Source organism: Neiella litorisoli, assembly GCF_014773395.1.
GTDB classification, from domain to species: Bacteria; Pseudomonadota; Gammaproteobacteria; order Enterobacterales; family Neiellaceae; genus Neiella; species Neiella litorisoli.
In genome coordinates this window covers 86,453-106,367 of the sequence record NZ_JACXAF010000016.1, presented here as the reverse complement: position 1 = coordinate 106,367, position 19,915 = coordinate 86,453, and the positions used below count along the sequence as shown (strand labels likewise).

The following is a 19,915-nucleotide window of genomic DNA, read 5'->3' as shown; positions in this document are numbered from 1 at the left end:
TTGGAAGCTCTCAAAAAGAACTTTTTGCGAATAAATTTGAGAGCAAGTTCAAATTTGCACAAATCGGCCGGCTAAAAACCGGCCAACCTGCGCCAGCAAAGGCCTAAGGCCTAGTTTTTCGACAATTTACTGACACTTGACGGGTTCATCTTGCAGCGCCAATTTCAGCACATCATCGATCCAACGAACGGTGTGAATTTCTAGATCTTGCTTGACGTTATCCGGAATTTCTTCCAAATCACGGGCATTTTCATGTGGAATTAACACCCGCTTAATACCACCGCGATGCGCTGCCAACAGTTTTTCCTTTAATCCACCAATTGGTAACACTTCGCCACGCAAGGTAATTTCGCCAGTCATAGCGACATCGGCTCGCACTGGATTGCCCGTTAAGGTCGATACCAAAGCGGTACACATGGCAATACCAGCACTCGGGCCATCTTTTGGTGTGGCACCTTCTGGGACGTGCACATGCATATCACTTTTCTCATGAAAATCACTGGAAATACCCAATTGCTCGGCGCGCGAACGCACCACAGTCATTGCCGCTTGAATCGATTCTTGCATCACCTCACCCAAGGAGCCGGTGTAAGTAAGCTTACCTTTACCCGGTACACTAGTGGTCTCGATGGTGAGTAAGTCGCCACCAACTTCGGTCCAAGCTAAACCAGTAACCTGACCAATGCTGTTTTGATCGTCGGCCTTGCCAAAATCAAAGCGCTGCACACCAAGAAACTCTTTTAGGTTGTCGCCATTGACGATGACCTGCTTAAGATCTTTCTCAAGCAAAATACGTTTCACTGCTTTGCGGCAAATTCGAGACAATTCCCGCTCCAAGTTCCGCACACCAGCTTCTCGCGTGTAATAGCGAATGACACCGGTAATGGCCGAATCTTGGATTTCAATTTCACCCGCTTTTAAGCCATTGCGCTTAATCTGTTTTGGCAACAAATGCTGCTTGGCAATATTGAGCTTCTCATCTTCGGTGTAACCTGACAGACGAATCACTTCCATCCGGTCGAGTAATGGCGCTGGGATGTTCATCGAGTTGGACGTCGCCACAAACATGACATCCGAGAGGTCGTAATCAACTTCCATGTAGTGGTCGTTGAACGAGCTGTTTTGTTCTGGATCGAGCACTTCAAGTAACGCCGAAGATGGGTCTCCACGCATGTCTGCGCCCATTTTGTCGATCTCATCCAGTAAGAACAGCGGGTTCTTCACCCCAACCTTGCACATTTTCTGGATCAATTTGCCTGGCATAGAGCCGATGTAGGTACGGCGATGACCGCGGATCTCGGCTTCATCACGGACGCCACCCAGCGCCATGCGAACGTATTTACGGCCAGTGGCTTTGGCAATGGATTGTCCCAATGATGTTTTACCCACACCCGGTGGTCCGACTAAACAAAGAATTGGCCCTTTCAATTTGGCAATGCGATTTTGTACCGCCAAGTATTCAAGGATCCGCTCTTTGACTTTTTCCAAGCCGTAGTGGTCCTTGTTAAGAATTTCCTCTGCCAGCGCCAGATTCTTCTTCACTTTACTGCGCTTTTTCCATGGCACGCTGATCATCCAGTCAACATAGCTACGAACAACCGTTGCTTCTGCCGACATGGGAGACATCATTTTGAGCTTATTCAGTTCAGCCTCAGCTTTGCTGCGCGCTTCTTCGGGCATCCCTGCTTCTTTAATCTTATTGGCTAAAGCCTCAAATTCATCCGGCGCATCGTCAAGCTCACCAAGTTCTTTTTGAATGGCTTTCATTTGCTCATTCAAGTAGTACTCGCGCTGGCTTTTCTCCATCTGCTTCTTCACCCGCGAACGGATCCGTTTTTCAACCTGAAGCAAATCGATTTCTGATTCCATCATCGCCATTAAGTATTCAAGGCGATCTTTGGCGTCAGTCAGTTCCAATACCTTTTGCTTGTCTTCAAGCTTCAACGGCATATGCGCAGCCATGGTATCGGCCATGCGCGAGGCTTCTTCGATACCTTGAAGCGAAGTGAGTACTTCTGGTGGAATTTTCTTATTGAGCTTGACGTAACCTTCAAACTGGCTGATGGTCGAGCGGATCAACACTTCCAATTCTCGCTCTGGTGGCTCAAGTTCGGCTACCTCGGCGACAGTCGCGCTGAAAAATGGCTCTTCTTGCAAAAAGCTATCGAGTTGTGCTCGACGGCTGCCTTCAACCAGCACCTTAACCGTGCCGTCGGGCAGTTTTAACAATTGCAGAATGGAGGCAATGGTACCGACTTGGTACACGTCATCTTTTGATGGCTCTTCGGTAGAAGCATCTTTTTGCGCCACCAAAAAGATTTGTTTGTCCTGCTCCATCGCCGCTTCTAAACACTGAATGGATTTTTCCCGGCCAACAAACAGCGGAATCACCATGTGGGGATAAACGACGACATCGCGCAATGGTAATACGGGGAGTTCAATTAAATCAGAGTGCGATTGCACCATGGGCAGTCTCCACAGAAAAGGTATATGACAGCATATGGGGATCAGAGCTTATTTTTAAATGGCTTTCTGCCGTAAAAACAAAAAAAAGGAGCCTAAGCTCCTTTTTTGTTTACTAATTAGTCAATCGACCATTATTCCGAGACCGCTTGCTTGTCACTATTTTCATAAATCAAAATAGGGTCTGACTCACCGTTGACCACAGATTCGTCAACCACCACTTTGGTGACATTTTCGATTGACGGCAATTCGTACATGGTGTGCAACAAAATGTGCTCCACAATGGATCGCAAACCACGGGCTCCGGTCTTACGCTCCATCGCCTTATTAGCAATGGCGAACAACGCATCTTCACGGAACTCAAGCTCAACATCTTCGAGCGAGAACAAAGCACCGTATTGCTTGGTTAGGGCATTTTTCGGTTCATTGAGGATTTGCACCAAGGCATCGCCGTCCAATTCGGTCAGCGTTGCAACCACAGGCAATCGACCAATGAATTCTGGGATCAGGCCGTATTTAACCAAATCTTCAGGTTCCACTTGCTCGAAATTAGCGGTCAGCGAGGTTGTTTCAACCTTGCTCTTCACTTCTGCGCCAAAGCCGATACCGCTATTTTTGTCGGTGCGTTGCTCAATAACCTTGTCCAAGCCAGCAAAGGCACCACCACAAATGAACAAAATTTTAGACGTATCAACTTGCAAAAACTCTTGCTGCGGATGCTTGCGGCCACCTTGCGGCGGCACCGAGGCAATCGTTCCCTCGATCAGCTTCAACAGCGCCTGCTGAACACCCTCACCAGAGACATCTCGGGTGATCGATGGATTATCAGATTTACGAGAAATCTTGTCGATTTCATCGATATAAACAATGCCACGCTGTGCTTTCTCGACATCGTAATCGCATTTTTGTAGCAGCTTCTGGATGATGTTCTCTACATCCTCACCGACATAACCGGCTTCGGTTAAGGTGGTAGCATCTGCCATGGTGAATGGTACATCGAGAAAACGAGCAAGGGTTTCAGCCAGCAGCGTCTTACCGCTACCAGTTGGGCCAATTAGCAAAATGTTGCTCTTGCCAAGTTCAACGCCATCAACACTGTCACCATTGCGAAGACGCTTGTAGTGGTTATAAACCGCTACTGAAAGTACCTTCTTGGCGTGTTCCTGCCCGATCACGTAGTCGTCCAGGTGCTCACGAATCTCTCGTGGCGCTGGCAACGCGTTAGAATCTTTGCGCGGAGCAATCTCTTTGATTTCTTCGCGAATGATATCGTTGCAAAGCTCAACACACTCATCACAAATGAACACCGAAGGACCGGCAATCAATTTGCGTACTTCGTGCTGACTTTTACCGCAAAATGAGCAGAACAGCAGCTTGTTATCGCCTTCGGTTCCGCCTCTGCGAGAATCAGACATCTGATATCCTCAATCTCAAACTATCGTATTTATCACTGTCGACCTGAGTGTACTTCATTCCAGCCGACTTTGCAGGACTTAGTCCTTTTCTGCGCGCTTGCTCAAGACATCGTCAATTAAGCCGTACTCTTTGGCTTGCGCAGCACTCATGAAATTGTCACGGTCAGTATCGTTTGCAACCACATCATAATCCTGGCCCGTGTGCTCCGCCAACAAGCGATTCAACTTCTCTTTAATAGACAGGATTTCTTTGGCATGAATTTCAAAATCTGACGCCTGGCCTTGGAAACCACCGAGTGGTTGGTGAATCATCACCCGCGAATTTGGCAAACAGAAGCGCTTACCTTTGGCGCCACCGGCCAACAGGAATGCGCCCATGCTGGCTGCCTGACCAATACACACGGTACTAACATTCGGCTTAATAAATTGCATGGTGTCATAAATCGCCATACCTGCCGTGACTGAACCACCGGGTGAGTTGATGTACAGATAAATATCTTTATCTGGATTTTCTGACTCCAAAAACAGCATCTGGGCAACAATTAAGTTGGCCATGTGGTCTTCAACCGGCCCAACCATAAAAATCACGCGCTCTTTCAGTAAGCGGCTGTAGATATCGTACGAGCGTTCACCTTTACTGGTTTGCTCAACAACCATTGGGATCAGAGCGTTAAGCGGAGAATCGATCAAATCAGACATTGGTACTGCCTCCTTGTCTTGAAAATAAATAGCCTAAAAAAATGGCTCGTGTGATCTTCACACGAGCCATTATAGGCGTCAGGCCTGCGGTTTCGTCAATTATTGCTTGAACTTACTGCGCAGGTTGCATCACGTCTTTGAAAGATTTTTCAACTTCGGTGACCTTGGCTTCTGCCAACAAAGCGTCAATTGCTTGGTCTTCCAGAGCCAGATTGCGCATTTGCTCCATCAACTCATCGTTCGACTTGTAGTAAGCAATCACTTGGTCTGCATCTTCATATGCAGAGGCCATTGAAGCGATTTGCGCTTCAACGCGCTCGTCTTCAACTTTCAGTTCTTTGGCCTTGATGAACTCACCCAATACCAAACCAACTTTAACGCGCTTGCGAGCTTGTTCGTCGAACAATTCAGCAGGCAACTCTGGCGCATTTTGGGTGTTACCACCAAAGCGTTGCAGCGCTTGTTGACGCAGCGCATCAATTTCTTGAACAACCAGAGCCTGAGGAACGTCAACGTCGTTTTGCTCAACCAAACCATCTAAAACCTGTTGCTTAACAGTATTCTTCAGCGTTTGCTCAAGTTCGCGAGTCATGTTTTTCTTCACTTCTTCGCGCAGCTCTGCAATGTCGCCAGACTCAACACCGAATTTCTTAACAAACTCTTCGGTCACTTCTGGCAGCACTTGTGCTTCAACTTTGTTCACTTTAATCGCGAACTCAGCTTCTTTACCTTTCAGGTTTTCAGCGTGGTAGTTTTCTGGGAACGTTACGTTAGCAACAACATCTGCGCCCGCTTCGGCACCAACAATTGCGTCTTCGAAACCAGGAATCATTTGACCGCCACCAAGGGTCAGATCAAAGCCTTCTGATTTGCCGCCGTCGAACTCTTCACCGTCAATTTTGCCAACGAAGTCGATGTTCACTTTGTCGCCTTCGGCAGCTGCACGCTCTGCAACTTCCCAAGTGGCGTTTTGCTTACGCAATGTTTCGATCATGTCGTCCAAATCAGCATCTGCGATTTCAACAACAGGCTTTTCAACTTCTACTTTGTCAACGCCAGACACTTCAAACTCTGGGTAAACTTCAATCGTAGCCTTGAATTCCAGGTCGGCACCAGCTTCCGCTTTGGTCACTTCCAAGCGCGGGCTGCCTGCTGGGTTGATTTTCTCAGCAATGATGGCTTCAACGTAGCTGCGCTGAGCAACTTCACCGATCACGTCCTGACGAACGCTAGCGCCATACATTTTGTTAATTACACTTACTGGCACTTTACCTGGGCGGAAGCCAGGAACACGACGCTTCTTGTCGCTCGCCATGCGGCGAAGTTGGCCTTGAACCGCAGAATCTACTTTGTCAGCAGGTACGGTGATTGTCAGACAACGCTCTAAACCTTGAGTCGTCTCAACAGAAACTTGCATTGGATTTACCTCAGTCGTTCAGCCGCCAATAGCAGCCATGGCGAGAGCCCTGCCCCATGGCGATTTGGCTTCTCATTCGTGCTTACGCGCGAACACTTACGTAATAGCTAGTGCTCAGTTAAAATTTTGACGCGACATTATAGCGGCGGGTTATCGGGGAGTCGAGAGCAGAAACACGGAAATTCTGGCTTCTCGCTGAGAATCGCAAATAATGGCGACCCCAGCAGGATTCGAACCTGCGACCGTCTGCTTAGAAGGCAGATGCTCTATCCAGCTGAGCTATGGGGTCATGACTTGCGGCAAACCTTGGTCCACTTGCCGATCAGGCGGCGATAATAGCGATGCTGCCGAACAGCGTCAAACGGTTTTTGGTATTGTGCGGAGCATCACCAAAGCTTTGTGGTTAATTAACCATCAATCGCCGGTTGCAACCGCTTGACGCTTCCAATTTTCCCTAAAAGTCTGCGACAATATCGCTTCTTTTCCCTACATCAATAAACAGACAACAAGATGACTGCACAAATCATCGACGGTAAAGCCGTCGCTGCTCAACTCAAAGAGCAAGTTGCTGAAGCGGTAAACGCACGTCGTGAAGCCGGTAAACGAATTCCTGGGCTGGCCGTTGTGTTGGTCGGCGCCGATCCTGCTTCGCAAGTCTATGTCGGCAACAAGCGCCGTTCATGCGAGCAAGTTGGGTTTATCTCCCGCTCCTATGATTTACCAGCAACCACCGATGAAGCAGAACTGTTATCGTTAATTGATGAGCTTAATAATGACAGCGAAGTCGACGGCATTTTGGTGCAGCTACCACTGCCGGAGCATCTCAATTCAGAGCTGATCTTAGAGCGCATTCACCCGCACAAAGACGTTGATGGTTTCCACCCGTATAACATTGGCCGTTTAGCCCAACGTATTCCGGCACTGCGCCCATGTACGCCCAAAGGCATCATGACGCTGATTGAATCCACCGGAGTGAAAACTCACGGTTTGAATGCCGTGGTCGTGGGCGCATCAAACATTGTCGGCCGGCCAATGATGCTCGAGCTATTGCTAGCAGGCTGCACTGCCACCTGCTGTCACCGGTTTACTAAAGACTTAGAAGCCCACGTTCGTGAAGCCGATTTGGTCGTGGTCGCCGTGGGTAAGCCAAATTTCCTTCCCGGAGCTTGGATCAAGCCGGGCGCTATTGTGATTGATGTGGGCATCAATCGACTAGAAGATGGCAAGTTGGTTGGTGATGTCGAATATGCCGCAGCAGCGGAAAGAGCCGGCTTTATTACGCCTGTTCCTGGCGGCGTCGGTCCAATGACCGTTGCCAGCTTGATTGAGAATACCCTGCTGGCAGCCGAGCAATACCACGATTAATTGCGATTGAGTCGTAGCAAGCCTCCGCCATATGCGGAGGCTTTTTTGTTGTGGCCGTGATAGTTAACGTTAAAATTTATAGCGAATGGTTGCCCGCAGATCGTGCGCTTTGTCAACTGGTGGCGGCATTCCCATCATTTCAGCCATAGCCCATGCATCAGCAATTTTCATCGGTGTGCCAGTAGCATTGCCAAAGAACCCATTACTACCGGTGTAGTCGTAATCGATATAGGTAAAGCGCAACTGGAAAGTCAGCGCTTCATCAATCAGCGGCAAGTTGTAATACATTTCAAAAGCATCACCACGCGCCGCAATTTTTGAACCGATCATGGTGTCTTCACCATAGGTGAATGAGCGCCAGTATTTCGATCCGTGATTGAATTCAATACCGAAGGAGTCATCAGAGAGGAAGCCTGGGAAGTTCGCGCCGAGCCAATAAGAATAACCGGTCTCTTTTTTGGTAGAGCCAAGCATGGCCATACCCGACGCCGGATCCGTCTCAGACATCGACACCGAGGCAAATAGTCGCGTTTCATCAAGAAAATCATTGATGAACTCGCCGACTCCGTTCATCTCAAAAGAGACAGTGGCATTATTCAGATCGCCAAAATCTTTAAAGTTATACTCGCCGGTCATCATGATATCGGCCATGTCATAACCAATCAGGTTCGTGGCATGGTAGAGCTGTGCTTTGATGTCGTATTGACCATCATTGTATGGTGTATAGATCAGCCCGATCATGTCAATATCGTCAGTTTTACTGTCATCTTTGGCATAATCAGTACCCGCAGGCACAAAGCGAGAAGTGGCATTGCTCAGCCCTCGGCCAGCACAAAACTTCAGCGCATGTCCGGTCATATCAGTGAGCTGATCCAGCTTCATATTGAAGCTGGCACCATCAAATTCAACGTTGATGGAATGAGCCAGCGGCGAATTCGCTTTATCAAACCCTTCTCGATGATTGGCCAGAAAGCCCGTGGTCGACGGACGACGACCAACACTGACGCTCCATGGCAACTGCTCATTACCAAACAAGGCATCACCCATATAAAGGAAGTAAGCCTCTTTGACGCGCAAGTCATTGTCATAAAGGTTTTCATTAATGACCCAGTCGAAATCAGCAAAACCAGACTCGTTGCGCTGGTCATGATTGGCTGTATCACCAAACGCCTTGTTGTATGAAATGACGCCTTTGAACACTAAGTTATCGTTATAGCGATAGCCCATCTTCAAATGCAGCCTGTTAGCAAGCAGCGAATTGTTTTTCACCTTGCTGCCATCCGCCAGTTCATATTCCAGCGTGTCGTGAGTGACGCGATAATCAACGCCAAATTGCAGATGATTGCCGCCGGATTTGGCTTGTAGCTTGCGCAACTGCTTCTGCAATTGCTCTACTTTTTGCGCCAGCTCTTCTGTTTGGCGGGCCAATTCATCATTATTTTCCGTTGCCAACGCGCAGGCAGGTAACGCCAGCAGCAAGGCTGCCGCAATGGGAGTGAGTTTTTTCATAAATAACACCAATTATTATTTGTTGTATTGATTGATGGTTGAGCCTTCAACAACCGCGCGGTTAGGAATTGCAATCCGGCAATTCACCGCTGTCCGCCGCATATTTCATGACAAAATCTTGCAAATGCGGGGCAATTTTCTGGAAGGTTTCACTGTTGAGAAACTCAGCAGCTTCTGGGTGTTTTTGTGAATATTTCTTAATGAATTTCTTGGCGTCTTTGCGGAAGTAGCTTTTCCACTCCACTTGGAGGTGTTGCTGGGCCAGCACATCACCGTTATAGCCAAATAGTGGCTTCATGTATTTCAGGTAATAACTCTGGCCTTTTTCAGCATCTGCCAATGCATTGAAAGACAGCATCAGAGCGGCAACCGCAATCGTGATTTTTTTCATCATGTGTTCCTCAAGTGATTATTTGGAGTCAATCTGTTCTTTGCCGGTAACCATGGCTTTGAGATGGGCACCGAGCGTCGCGCCGAAGGTGATCATGTACAGGTGGATCACGAGAAAGCTGAGCAAGGCATAGGCATTTAGGGTGTGGATAATGGCGATCCAGTCGATCTGCTGAAGCCAACCTGCAGCGCGCAATTCAGGGAAGAAAAAGAACATCAGCCCAGTGAAGATTTGCACTGGCAGCATGACAAACAGAATGGCGATATAGCCCAAACGTTGCAGCGGGTTAAATTTATTGGCCACCGTCATGTGATGGGGGTGAGGCTGGCCTTTGAAGACGCCATAAGCGTAATACTTCAGTGTGGCGGGTACGCCATCGAACGAAGGCTTGTACTGGCGCCACTCACCAGTGGTGGCGATCCAACTGAATACCAGCACCAATAACGCCAGCCAGATAAATCCTGCCCAGTCATGCAATTGCACCGCAGTGTTAAAGCCAAACAGGCTAAAAAGACCGTGCAACTCCAAGCCCGTCGCTAATAAGAGCAATATCAGTAGTGCCTGCAACCAATGCCACAGGCGCTCAAATCGTTTGAATATGGTGATTGTTGTCGCCATGGTCTTAATCCTGCTGTTGGTCGTCATATTGATTGTCATGTTGCTTGCGGTTGCTCGCGTTGCGGCGGCGATAACTGACATAGCGATAGGCGCTATGGCCGCCGACTCCCGCTAAGCCACCGAACACCATCACGGCGCCCAACAGGTCGACCCAGGTACTGCCGTCGCGCCCGAGTAAATAAAAGCCGTCAAGCGACTCGAGGCGACCGCCGCGAGCATGGCATTGCTCACACGCAACGGCCTGTTCGGCAGGCGCCACCATGTGCTTGATGGGCCAGTAGCCATTGCTCTCGATAAAATCGAACTGGCCACTGAATTCCATCTCGTTTAGCGCTGCGCCAGCGGCTAACGCTTTGGCCCAGTCGAAGTCGCTCCATAAGGCACCGGAGCCTTTTTTGCCAACCAAGTAGATTGGCAGCATGGTGTTGTTTTCGGTGTCGTAAGGCTGCTTGCCGCGATGAATTTTGAAGGGCCAGATCTTTGCGTCTGGATCATCGTAATCGCCGGTTGGCGGGTTAATATCAATTGGCGCTTGGTTCGGGTCGATCACATCCGAAAGGCTTTTTTGGAGCAATTCGCCTTTGTACCAACGGTACTCTGGCACTACATTGCGGCCCCATGTGAAAGTGCCTTTTTTGCTCATGTATTGATGAACATGCACGCCGTCAATTTCAATGTCTTGAGAAAACGGCTTACCGTCTTTGAGTTCTCCAGCCGTTGACCAGTCCCAGCTCAGCTTGGTTGGGTAAGGTCCGCGTGCCATTTCACCAATATGGCAACTGGTGCAGGCAACCTTACTGGTATGGTTGTCGAGCTGGCGCTCGTCATGGGGCCGATTGCTATGACAGGATTCGCACGACACATTGTTGCCGAGTCGCTCATGGCGGCCCATGTCGAGCTGATCATCAAGAAACGCTTTTTTGCCGTTGTATCGACCGGAGATCTGGTGACCGCTGGTGCTATGGCAGGTTTGGCAGGAGAAATTGAGCTTGTCGGCGCTCATGTGAACGTCCAACTCATGCACCGGATCGACCAGTGACATGTCGGTATCGCCGTGTTTAACGCCGTTACCACCACCGCCATTGGCATGGCAAGCTAGGCAGTTTTGCCGGCTCGGCAGGCCTACGCTTTGAGCGACCTTACGTAAATCAACGCCTTTAATGAGTTGGTCGCCGACCTGAGTATCTTCATAGTAAGGGTGGCCGGACATTTTTGCCGATTTCTTATAGGTGCCCGTGGTGTCGTGACAAACCAAGCAATCGACGTTTTCTTCTGCTTCTAAATCAAAATCATCATTACGCCAACCATAGCCGGTATGACATTGACTACATGAGCTATTCCCGCGCGCCGCAACGCAATAATTGTTATAGCCATTTTGACTTTTGCCCACCATTTTGCCGTCAACCTTGGCCGCCCAACGCCAATGTGGCGTTTGATGGATTTGTTGAGCAGCTTCGGTATGGCACTCAAGGCAGGCTTCGGTCACATCCGGCGCAAAATCAAATTCATCATCAAGGATCTCAAACTTCGAATGGTCGGCAGTTGAGTTTTGAGGGGAAATGACTGGGGCTGGCTCGGCTTGTGATGTATTTGTCACTGCATCAACTGGGCTTATAGCAAGCGCAGCACATACGAAAGCAGCAAAGTAAATTTTCATCAGAACAACTCATTTCAGCAACAATTAATTTTCAGCTGAAACTAATTTAGATCTAACTAATTTATTTAATGCTAATTTAGATCAATCTTTCTTTCGAATGATTTCACGATCGCCTGCAGTGTGATCTGGTTCTCTGGCTGACTCTGATCGGTACCGATGTCGCACAAAAAAACCGGAGCAAGGCTCCGGTTTGTTCTGATGTGCTGACGTGAATGGTGATTATTTGCGACGCCAAGTGGTGCCGTTCGGCCCATCCTCCAACTCAACGTTGAGCGCATTGAGGGCATCACGTGCCTGATCGGCTGCCGCCCAATCTTTATTGGCACGAGCATTGGCTCGCTGCTCAATTAGAGCCTCAATCTTCGCCACTTCGTCATCATCTCCGCCGCCCTGCAAAAACGCCTCGGGCTGTTGTTGAAGAATGCCCAACACCGCAGCCAGCTGTTTCAAAGTGCCTGCCAAAACGGCAACATCATCACTTGCTTGCTCTTTTGCGCGATTCAGCTCGCGGACTAAATCAAACAACACCGCCATCGCTTCGGGGACATTTAAATCATCGTCCATTGCCTGACAGAAACGTGCTTTGTAGTCGTTTCCTTGCAGTGACACATCAGCGACTTCAACACCACGCAATGCGGTGTACATGCGCTCCAGTGATTGGCGAGCTTGATTGAGGTTATCTTCGCTGTAGTTCAACTGGGTGCGATATTGCGAACCAATCAAGAAAAAGCGGATCACCTCACCAGGGTATTCTTTGAGCACATCGCGAATGGTAAAGAAGTTATTCAGCGACTTCGACATCTTCTCAGAGTTAATCTGCACCATACCGCCATGCATCCAAGTGTTGGCATAGTTTTTACCAGTGGCGCAGCAGGATTGGGCAATTTCATTTTCGTGGTGAGGGAAGGTCAAATCTGAGCCGCCACCGTGAATATCAAACTCTTCACCCAAGTGAGCCATGGTCATGGCCGAGCACTCAATATGCCAGCCAGGGCGGCCTTTACCCCAAGGCGAATCCCAACTTGGCTCGCCGGGCTTGGCCGATTTCCACAAGACAAAATCTAACGGGTCGTCTTTGTGCTCATCGATATCAACGCGTGCGCCGGCTTTGAGCATGTCTAAATCTTGTTGGCTCAACGCGCCATATTTATCAAAGGTCGAGACATCAAACAGCACATCGCCATTGGCAACCGCATAGGCATGGCCACGTTCCACCAAACGTTCAATCAAGGCGATGATTTCAACCATTGATGTGCTGACTCGTGGCTCAACATCTGGTCGGCCAATGCCAAGGGCATCAAAATCTTCATGCATGGCGGCAATAAAGCGCTCGGTGACTTGCTCGAAGCTCTCACCATTTTCATTGGCGCGGCGGATAATCTTGTCATCGACATCCGTGATGTTGCGAACATAGTTGACCTCATAGCCGGAAAACTTGAGATAGCGATTGAGAATGTCGAACACCACATAAGTGCGGCCATGACCAATGTGACAGAAATCGTAAGTGGTGACTCCACAGACGTACAAGCCAACCTTGTTCGGCTCAATTGGCTCAAATACCGATTTTTTGCGCGTCAGCGTATTGTGAAGTTGAAGCACTTGGATTCCTTATTAATCTGTAAAAAGAGGCGGCATTGTATCACTGCTCAAGCACCAAACAAGCGCCCTGCCTTAATCCACGGACAAATTACGGGTTTAGGAATTACTTTTCCAATGGCCCGCATTTAGTTACTATTCGGCTCCCTGATTTTGACGAGAGTATGTTTCATGGTTGTTCTTCACACCACCTTTGGTGACATCAAACTCAACTTGTTTGAAGACAAAGCACCAAAGACCGTAGCCAATTTTCTGTCGTACGTAAAAGATGGATTTTACGACAACACTATTTTCCACCGCGTCATTGATAACTTCATGATTCAAGGTGGTGGCTTTGCCCCAGGCATGGAAGAAAAGGACAGCAACGAGCCGATTCAGAATGAAGCCAACAATGGCGTCAGCAACAAAGTAGGCACCATTGCGATGGCTCGTACCATGGAGCCTCACTCCGCCTCTGCCCAGTTCTTCATCAACGTTGCTGACAACGGCTTTTTGGATTTCAAAAACGAATCAGTGCAAGGTTGGGGCTACTGCGTATTCGGCGAAGTCGTCGAAGGAATGGATGTCGTGAACAAAATCAAAGCGGTGAAAACCGGCAGCTTTGGTTTCCATCAGGATGTGCCAAACGAAGAAGTGCTGATCACTAGTGCGACTATCGAGGACTAATCATCATGTCCGGCATCACCTACCTCTTGTCGGACATGCATGTCACCGAGCAACGGCCTGATATTACCCAGACCTTGCTCGATTTTCTCGCTGGCCCAGCGAAACAAGCCGACGCCGTTTATCTGCTTGGCGATGTGTTCGATTACTGGGTTGGCGATGACTATCGCACCGATACCATTGATCAAGTCAAAGCAGCGCTAGCTGCCCTTTCTGCTGCCGGAGTGGCACTGTATTTTATTGCTGGCAATCGCGACTTTCTGATTGGTCGTCGCTTTAGCAAAGAAACCGGCGTCACCATTCTGCCCGAACACAGCGTGGTGGACCTTTACGGCCAATCGGCGCTGTTGATGCATGGCGATACCCTGTGCACGCTCGATGTTGATTACCAGAAATTTCGCCGCAAAAGCCGCAGCTGGTGGTGGCCATTGCTGATGCTGCGACTGCCGTTAAAAGTTCGCACCCGTATTGCTGAAAACATGAAGAAGCAAAGCAAGTCGGCAAAATCTGAGAAATCCATGACCATTATGGATGTGACTCAAACCGAGGTGGAGCGGCAGATGACCCTTCACCAGAGCCGCTTGTTAATTCACGGCCACACTCACCGCCAAGCCATTCACTCGCTTGATATTGACGGCAAGCAAGGCCGACGCATTGTACTGGGCGATTGGTTCAAGCAAGGTAACGTGCTAGCTTGCACCGACGACGGTGAAATCCGCTTTATTGAACTCCCCCTCCGTAGTGCTTAAACGACAAATTTAGCCAACCAATCAGAACATCCACAGTCATTGTGAGGATGTGGCATACATGTTGAATTGATTCCTCCATAACACTTTGGCCAATGGAGGCAGTTATCAAACCCACACCGCAACAACAGTGTTTCCTTGATGAAAACGGCCTAGATATCAGTTATCTCCAGCATGCGCAAAAATGGTTCATGCCAATTTCAGCTGAAATCAACGAGCACCAAAATGGTGCAAAAAGGCCACTAATCGTTGCGATTAATGGTTGCCAAGGCTCCGGAAAGTCGACATTGGCGGCCTATCTCGAACTCACCCTTAACGAAACTTTTGGCCTGTCTGTCGTCGCCATGTCGATGGATGATTTCTATCTCACCAAAACAGAACGCCAGCAACTAGCCAAATCAGTGCATCCTCTGCTGGCGACTCGCGGCGTCCCAGGAACGCACGATTGCCATTTGATGATGGACGTGATTGGCGCATTACAACGCAACGAGACAACCGCAGTGCCACGTTTCAACAAAGCCGTTGATGATCGATTTGAAGCCAGCCAATGGACTAAGGTGTCATCTGCAGTGGACGTTATTATTGTCGAAGGTTGGTGTTGGGGTATTGGCCCTCAGCCTGCCGATTCACTCATAGACCCGTTGAACCCACTGGAGGCTGAGCAAGATAAGCAAGCCGTGTGGCGCACTTATGTCAACGAACAAATCATTGCCAACTATCAACCTTTGTATCAACTGACTGATGTCATGTTGATGCTAAAAGCACCATCGTTCGCCTGCGTCAAGCAATGGCGTCACCAGCAAGAACAAAAACTAGCCGCCCGATTATCAGCGGATGATGATCGTTCCGGACTGATGAGCGAACAACAAATCGAAACGTTTATCAGCTATTTTCAACGTCTGACAGAACACGGATTAGCCACCTTGCCAGCCCATAGCCATGTGGTTTGGCAGCTTCAGGCCGACCGTTCAATATCCCAAGTCAGCCGCAACAAGGAATTATTTTTATGATTGGTCAGCCGCTAATTTTCACCGACTTAGATGGCACCCTGTTGGACCACTTTAGCTACTCGTTTGAACCGGCCCAAGCACTACTGAGCTACTTTGACGAGCAGCAGATCCCTGTGATTGCAAACACCAGCAAAACTTGCGCGGAGCTGATCCACATTCGCAAGGAAATCAATAACTCGGCACCGTTTATTGTTGAAAATGGTGCCGCCGTATACCTACCGAAAAAACTGTTTCCGGATTGTCCGCCCGATTGCCATGATGATGGTGCTTTATGGCGCTATCAAATGAGCCGGCCACGAGCCCATTGGTTAGATTTGCTGCACAGTTTGAAGCCCAGTTTTCAGTCTCTCTATACCAGCTTTTCTAATCTTTCGATTGAACAGTTAGTGCAGTTAACCGGCTTAACCACCGAGCAAGCGGAGCGGGCCGCACAACGGCAATTCGGTGAACCCGTGCTCTGGCACGGAAACCGTGAAGACAAGTTATTGTTTATTGAAGCCATCAACGAGCTCGGTGGCAATGTGTTGCAAGGCGGGCGGTTCCTGCATGTTGGCGATGCGGTCAACAAGGGCTCGGCCATGCAGTGGCTCAAACAACTCTATAGCAACCAACATCCAGATAAAGATTTTCAATCGATCGCGTTAGGCGACAGCCAAAACGACGTCGACATGTTGGAGCTTGCCGATCACGCCGTAGTGATCGCCTCTCCGACCCATTCGGCTCCTAGCCTACAACGCCAGCACAACCTTAATTATTCCAAAGCCTATGGCCCCGAAGGCTGGCGCGAGACCCTTATTCAATTGCTGGACATTCCAGCACAGGCCCTTTTAGAACGAGAGAAATAATATGGCAGACTTTTACCAAAATGGTGTGATCACCACACTGCATAACATTGCCGAACGCCCACTTGATGAAATTGAAGCGGAGCTGTACGAATTTAATAAAACCCGCCCGATGGCGCTTATTTTGCCGTCGCTCTACTCCGAGCTTGAAGGGCCCGCACTGAAAAACATCATCGATAAACTCAAGGGCGTCAATTACCTCACTGAGATCGTCATTGGCCTTGATCGCGCCGATCAAGCGCAATATCAACACGCTCTGAAATTCTTCGGCGAACTACCGCAACATCACCGCGTGCTGTGGAATGAAGGCCCGCGATTACAAGCGCTGGATAAAGAATTAGCCGAGCTTGGCTTGGCACCCAAAGAGCTAGGAAAAGGCCGCAACGTTTGGTATTGCATGGGCTACATTCTGGCTTCGAATAAATCAGAATCGGTCGCCCTGCACGATTGCGATATTCTGACCTACGAACGCGATTTGCTAGCACGCCTGATTTACCCAGTGGCCAATCCCCAATTCAACTATGAGTTTTGTAAAGGTTTCTACGCTCGAGTCGCCGATGGCAAAATCAATGGCCGAGTCTCGCGCTTGCTGGTTACGCCGCTATTACTGGCACTAAAACGCATCTGTGGCCACAGTGAGTACCTCGAGTACATGGACAGCTTCCGCTACCCGCTCGCCGGTGAGTTCTCGTTCCGCCGCGATGTATTAAATGACATCCGCATCCCAAGTGATTGGGGCTTAGAAATTGGTGTGCTCTCTGAAATGCACCGCAACTATTCCAATAACCGCTTGTGTCAGGTTGACATTGCGCGGGTGTACGATCACAAACACCAAGATCTGTCACTAGAAAACAAGAATGCCGGTTTAAGCAAGATGTCCATCGACATTACCAAAGCGCTATTCCGCAAACTGGCAACCCAAGGTGAGACCTTTAGCACCGAAGTGTTCCGCTCGCTCAAAGCCACCTATTACCGTATTGCGCTAGATTTTATTGAAGCCTATCGCAACGATGCCATCATTAATGGCTTGACCCTTGATATTCACAATGAAGAAAAGGCGGTTGAAATGTTTGCCCAAAACATCATGACTGCCGGCCAGCAATTCCTCGAGTATCCAATGGATACACCATTTATTCCGAGCTGGAACCGCGTCGTCAGTGCCATGCCTGATGTACTCGAGCGCCTGTACACCGCGGTGGAAGAAGATCGCAATGAATTCATGCGTTAAGGAGCGCCAATGACCGACGCAACCGAGTACCTGCAACAACGAGTGCTGCACCATCTCACCACCATCTATCAAGATATTGAGTTGGCGGAAGATCTCGAAATTATTATGGGCCGCGTGTTAGCAACAATGAGGCTCGATGAAGTTGACGCCACACCGGCGCCATTCGTCAATCATTGGGACCAGCAAGATGTCGTGCTGATCACCTACGGCGACAGTATCTGTGGCGAGCAACAACAGCCACTGAAATACCTCCATCAATTCCTTGATCAGCATTGTAAAGGCGTCATTAACTCGGTTCACATCTTGCCGTTTTTTCCATACAGCTCAGACGATGGCTTTGCCGTCATCGACTATTCCAGCGTGAATGATGCGTTGGGTGACTGGCAAGATATTGAAGCCATTGCTGGGGATTATCGATTGATGGCTGATTTGGTGATTAATCACTGCTCCAGCCGCAGCCCTTGGTTTCAAAACTTCATTCGTGGTGAAGGTGTCGGCAGCGATTACTTTATGACTGCCGAGCCTGATGATGACTTGTCGCAAGTGGTTCGTCCTCGCACCTCACCATTGCTCCGTGAAACCGAAACCGGCAACGGTATCAAGCACGTTTGGTGTACCTTTAGCCATGATCAGGTTGATTTGGATTTCCGCAATCCCGAGGTATTAATCGCCTTTATCTCGATTATTCGTCAATACCTCGATAGTGGCGTGAAATTATTCCGGCTCGATGCGGTAGCATTTTTATGGAAAATTGTTGGCAGTAGCAGTATCAACCTACCGCAAACTCACGAATGTATTCGCTTACTGCGCTGCTTGATTGAGCATGCGGTGGAAGATGCAGTAGTGATCACAGAGACCAATATTCCCAATCAGCAAAATCTCAGCTACTTCGGTAACGCCAACGAAGCCCATTGGATTTACAATTTCTCGCTGCCGCCGCTATTGGTCAACACCCTAGTCACCGGCAACTGCCGTTATCTAAAGCAATGGCTGATGAGTATGCCACCGGCGCAAAACGGTACCGCCTACTTTAACTTTATTGCTTCTCATGACGGCATTGGCCTGCGCCCCGCCGAAGGGCTGCTCAATGAAGAAGAAATCAATCAGCTGGTCAACACCATGGCGGCATTCGGTGGCTGCGTTAGCTGGCGTTCAGCAGAGCAAGGCCAGCGCAAGCCCTATGAGATCAACATTGCGCTTTATGATGCCCTGCAAGGCACCATCAACGGTCCGGATCGATGGGGCGAGCAGCGCTTCTTGTGCGCCCACACGATTATGTTCGCACTAGAGGGGGTACCGGGAATTTATATTCATAGCCTGCTGGCCACCGGCAATGACTATGAAAAACTCAAGCACACCCAGCATAACCGGTCGATCAACCGCCACCGCTGGGACGATCAGGCACTGGCCGAAGCGCTCGCCGATGACCGTACCCAACACAGCAAGGTGCTGGCGAAAATGCGTCAGCTCATTAGCATTCGCACCAAACAACCGGCGTTTCATCCCAATGCCACGCAATTTACCTTGCAGCTCGGCGGCCAGTTATTTGGCATTTGGCGTCAGAGTCTGGATCGCAAGCAAAGTATCTTTTCGGTCAGCAATGTTTCCGATGAGCCGCAAATGCTCAATCTCGGTGACATTAACCTGATTGATAATATTGACTGGTTTGATTTGGTCGCGCAGGAGCAAATTGACCTATCCGGCATGGAAATGGAGTTGGCACCATACCAAACAGTTTGGATCACCAACATTTTCTAACCGAATGATTTAGTTCGATGTGAGCCCGGCCCTGTGCCGGGCTTTTTATCATACCAGCGGCGATTTGCTCCATTTTGAGTCGAAAAGGCAGATTGAGAAATGTGACAAAACTCACCAAATATGTGCATTCGCCCAAAAACGCCCCCAAAGCAGAGCACTCATTTTAGTGCAAATCGAATACAACAATAGAAACGCGGCAGCAACGAGAACAACAAAAATAAACATAACCTATTGTTTTTATTTTATTTAAAAATTATTTTTCAGTTAAAATTAAGTTCTGGCACAAGCTTCGCTAATACCTATATAACAACAGCAGCAATGATTTATCGATGGATCCTTTGCTGCTAGACAAACTGGATTAGAGCAAAGGCGCTCTCGCTCACTGAATGTTATCAGTGCTGTGAGAGCGCCTTTTTTAGTTTTCAGAACAACATAATAAACGGATGGAGAATGCAGGTGTCATTAATCAAACGTACGTGGACTAGCCTCACGCAACTAAAAAAAGAGGCACTTAAAAAACGCGCAGCAATCGCTTCGG

At 48.9% G+C, this 19,915-nt stretch carries 16 protein-coding genes and 1 tRNA gene; 7 read left to right on the top strand and 10 right to left on the bottom strand.

Features of this window, described 5'->3' with window-relative positions:
- Nucleotides 1-126: 126 nt before the first annotated feature.
- The 5 genes from lon to IC617_RS12790 all read right to left on the bottom strand — a co-directional run bounded on the left by lon (nt 127) and on the right by IC617_RS12790 (nt 6,283).
- Nucleotides 127-2,466: an endopeptidase La gene (gene lon, locus IC617_RS12810; protein ID WP_191145384.1), complete on the bottom strand. Its 2,340-nt coding sequence runs from the start codon at nt 2,464-2,466 to the stop codon at nt 127-129.
- A gap of 131 nt (nt 2,467-2,597) precedes the next feature.
- Entirely contained in the window at nt 2,598-3,878 is a 1,281-nt protein-coding gene (clpX, locus tag IC617_RS12805) for an ATP-dependent protease ATP-binding subunit ClpX (RefSeq protein ID WP_191145383.1), read from the bottom strand.
- A 78-nt stretch (nt 3,879-3,956) separates the two neighbouring features.
- Entirely contained in the window at nt 3,957-4,577 is a 621-nt protein-coding gene (gene clpP, locus IC617_RS12800) for an ATP-dependent Clp endopeptidase proteolytic subunit ClpP (protein ID WP_191145382.1), read from the bottom strand.
- Nucleotides 4,578-4,689: 112 nt separating this feature from the next.
- Nucleotides 4,690-5,994 carry a trigger factor gene (gene tig, locus IC617_RS12795; protein WP_191145381.1) on the bottom strand — a complete coding sequence of 435 codons (1,305 nt, stop codon included), beginning with the start codon at nt 5,992-5,994 and terminating at the stop codon, nt 4,690-4,692.
- A gap of 212 nt (nt 5,995-6,206) precedes the next feature.
- Nucleotides 6,207-6,283: transfer RNA gene (locus IC617_RS12790), tRNA-Arg, on the bottom strand.
- A gap of 221 nt (nt 6,284-6,504) precedes the next feature.
- Here IC617_RS12790 and folD point away from each other — a divergent pair.
- Nucleotides 6,505-7,359, top strand: coding sequence for a bifunctional methylenetetrahydrofolate dehydrogenase/methenyltetrahydrofolate cyclohydrolase FolD (gene folD, locus IC617_RS12785; protein WP_191145380.1), 855 nt, complete (start codon nt 6,505-6,507; stop codon nt 7,357-7,359).
- Nucleotides 7,360-7,428: 69 nt separating this feature from the next.
- Here folD and IC617_RS12780 read toward each other — a convergent pair whose 3' ends face one another.
- The 5 genes from IC617_RS12780 to cysS all read right to left on the bottom strand — a co-directional run bounded on the left by IC617_RS12780 (nt 7,429) and on the right by cysS (nt 13,133).
- Nucleotides 7,429-8,868, bottom strand: coding sequence for a DUF3373 family protein (locus IC617_RS12780; RefSeq protein ID WP_191145379.1), 1,440 nt, complete (start codon nt 8,866-8,868; stop codon nt 7,429-7,431).
- A gap of 61 nt (nt 8,869-8,929) precedes the next feature.
- Nucleotides 8,930-9,262 (bottom strand): hypothetical protein, encoded by a 333-nt coding sequence (locus IC617_RS12775; protein ID WP_224745983.1) that lies wholly within the window; start codon nt 9,260-9,262, stop codon nt 8,930-8,932.
- A 15-nt stretch (nt 9,263-9,277) separates the two neighbouring features.
- Nucleotides 9,278-9,877 (bottom strand): cytochrome b/b6 domain-containing protein, encoded by a 600-nt coding sequence (locus IC617_RS12770; RefSeq protein WP_191145378.1) that lies wholly within the window; start codon nt 9,875-9,877, stop codon nt 9,278-9,280.
- Nucleotides 9,878-9,881: 4 nt separating this feature from the next.
- Entirely contained in the window at nt 9,882-11,534 is a 1,653-nt protein-coding gene (locus IC617_RS12765; RefSeq protein ID WP_191145377.1) for a tetrathionate reductase family octaheme c-type cytochrome, read from the bottom strand.
- Between the two features lie 219 nt (nt 11,535-11,753).
- Nucleotides 11,754-13,133: a cysteine--tRNA ligase gene (gene cysS / locus IC617_RS12760; protein WP_191145376.1), complete on the bottom strand. Its 1,380-nt coding sequence runs from the start codon at nt 13,131-13,133 to the stop codon at nt 11,754-11,756.
- A 168-nt stretch (nt 13,134-13,301) separates the two neighbouring features.
- Here cysS and IC617_RS12755 point away from each other — a divergent pair, with 168 nt between their 5' ends.
- The 6 genes from IC617_RS12755 (at nt 13,302) to IC617_RS12730 (ending at nt 19,377) form a co-directional block, all read left to right on the top strand.
- Nucleotides 13,302-13,796, top strand: coding sequence for a peptidylprolyl isomerase (locus IC617_RS12755; protein WP_191145375.1), 495 nt, complete (start codon nt 13,302-13,304; stop codon nt 13,794-13,796).
- A 5-nt stretch (nt 13,797-13,801) separates the two neighbouring features.
- The gene (gene lpxH, locus IC617_RS12750) at nt 13,802-14,542 is read left to right on the top strand and encodes a UDP-2,3-diacylglucosamine diphosphatase (protein WP_191145374.1); all 741 of its coding nucleotides are present in this window, start codon (nt 13,802-13,804) and stop codon (nt 14,540-14,542) included.
- 92 nt (nt 14,543-14,634) lie between these two features.
- Nucleotides 14,635-15,549 carry a kinase gene (locus IC617_RS12745; protein ID WP_191145373.1) on the top strand — a complete coding sequence of 305 codons (915 nt, stop codon included), beginning with the start codon at nt 14,635-14,637 and terminating at the stop codon, nt 15,547-15,549.
- Nucleotides 15,546-16,394, top strand: a complete 849-nt coding sequence (locus IC617_RS12740; protein ID WP_191145372.1) for an HAD-IIB family hydrolase — start codon at nt 15,546-15,548, stop codon at nt 16,392-16,394. Before IC617_RS12745 ends, IC617_RS12740 begins: the two co-directional genes overlap by 4 nt.
- 1 nt (nt 16,395) lies before the next feature.
- On the top strand, nt 16,396-17,619 hold the full coding sequence (locus IC617_RS12735; RefSeq protein ID WP_191145371.1) for a glycosyltransferase family protein: 1,224 nt from the start codon (nt 16,396-16,398) through the stop codon (nt 17,617-17,619).
- A 9-nt stretch (nt 17,620-17,628) separates the two neighbouring features.
- Nucleotides 17,629-19,377: a sugar phosphorylase gene (locus IC617_RS12730; protein WP_191145370.1), complete on the top strand. Its 1,749-nt coding sequence runs from the start codon at nt 17,629-17,631 to the stop codon at nt 19,375-19,377.
- Nucleotides 19,378-19,915 lie beyond the last annotated feature (538 nt).

Coding starts and splice junctions, on each gene's coding strand:
- IC617_RS12770 (WP_191145378.1), bottom strand. CDS start 9,877: ATGGCGACAACAATCACCATATTCAAACGATTTGAGCGCCTGTGGCAT.
- tig (WP_191145381.1), bottom strand. CDS start 5,994: ATGCAAGTTTCTGTTGAGACGACTCAAGGTTTAGAGCGTTGTCTGACA.
- lon (WP_191145384.1), bottom strand. CDS start 2,466: ATGGTGCAATCGCACTCTGATTTAATTGAACTCCCCGTATTACCATTG.
- IC617_RS12765 (WP_191145377.1), bottom strand. CDS start 11,534: ATGAAAATTTACTTTGCTGCTTTCGTATGTGCTGCGCTTGCTATAAGC.
- IC617_RS12730 (WP_191145370.1), top strand. CDS start 17,629: ATGACCGACGCAACCGAGTACCTGCAACAACGAGTGCTGCACCATCTC.
- IC617_RS12740 (WP_191145372.1), top strand. CDS start 15,546: ATGATTGGTCAGCCGCTAATTTTCACCGACTTAGATGGCACCCTGTTG.
- IC617_RS12780 (WP_191145379.1), bottom strand. CDS start 8,868: ATGAAAAAACTCACTCCCATTGCGGCAGCCTTGCTGCTGGCGTTACCT.
- IC617_RS12735 (WP_191145371.1), top strand. CDS start 16,396: ATGGCAGACTTTTACCAAAATGGTGTGATCACCACACTGCATAACATT.
- lpxH (WP_191145374.1), top strand. CDS start 13,802: ATGTCCGGCATCACCTACCTCTTGTCGGACATGCATGTCACCGAGCAA.
- folD (WP_191145380.1), top strand. CDS start 6,505: ATGACTGCACAAATCATCGACGGTAAAGCCGTCGCTGCTCAACTCAAA.
- IC617_RS12775 (WP_224745983.1), bottom strand. CDS start 9,262: ATGATGAAAAAAATCACGATTGCGGTTGCCGCTCTGATGCTGTCTTTC.
- IC617_RS12755 (WP_191145375.1), top strand. CDS start 13,302: ATGGTTGTTCTTCACACCACCTTTGGTGACATCAAACTCAACTTGTTT.
- IC617_RS12745 (WP_191145373.1), top strand. CDS start 14,635: ATGGAGGCAGTTATCAAACCCACACCGCAACAACAGTGTTTCCTTGAT.
- clpX (WP_191145383.1), bottom strand. CDS start 3,878: ATGTCTGATTCTCGCAGAGGCGGAACCGAAGGCGATAACAAGCTGCTG.
- clpP (WP_191145382.1), bottom strand. CDS start 4,577: ATGTCTGATTTGATCGATTCTCCGCTTAACGCTCTGATCCCAATGGTT.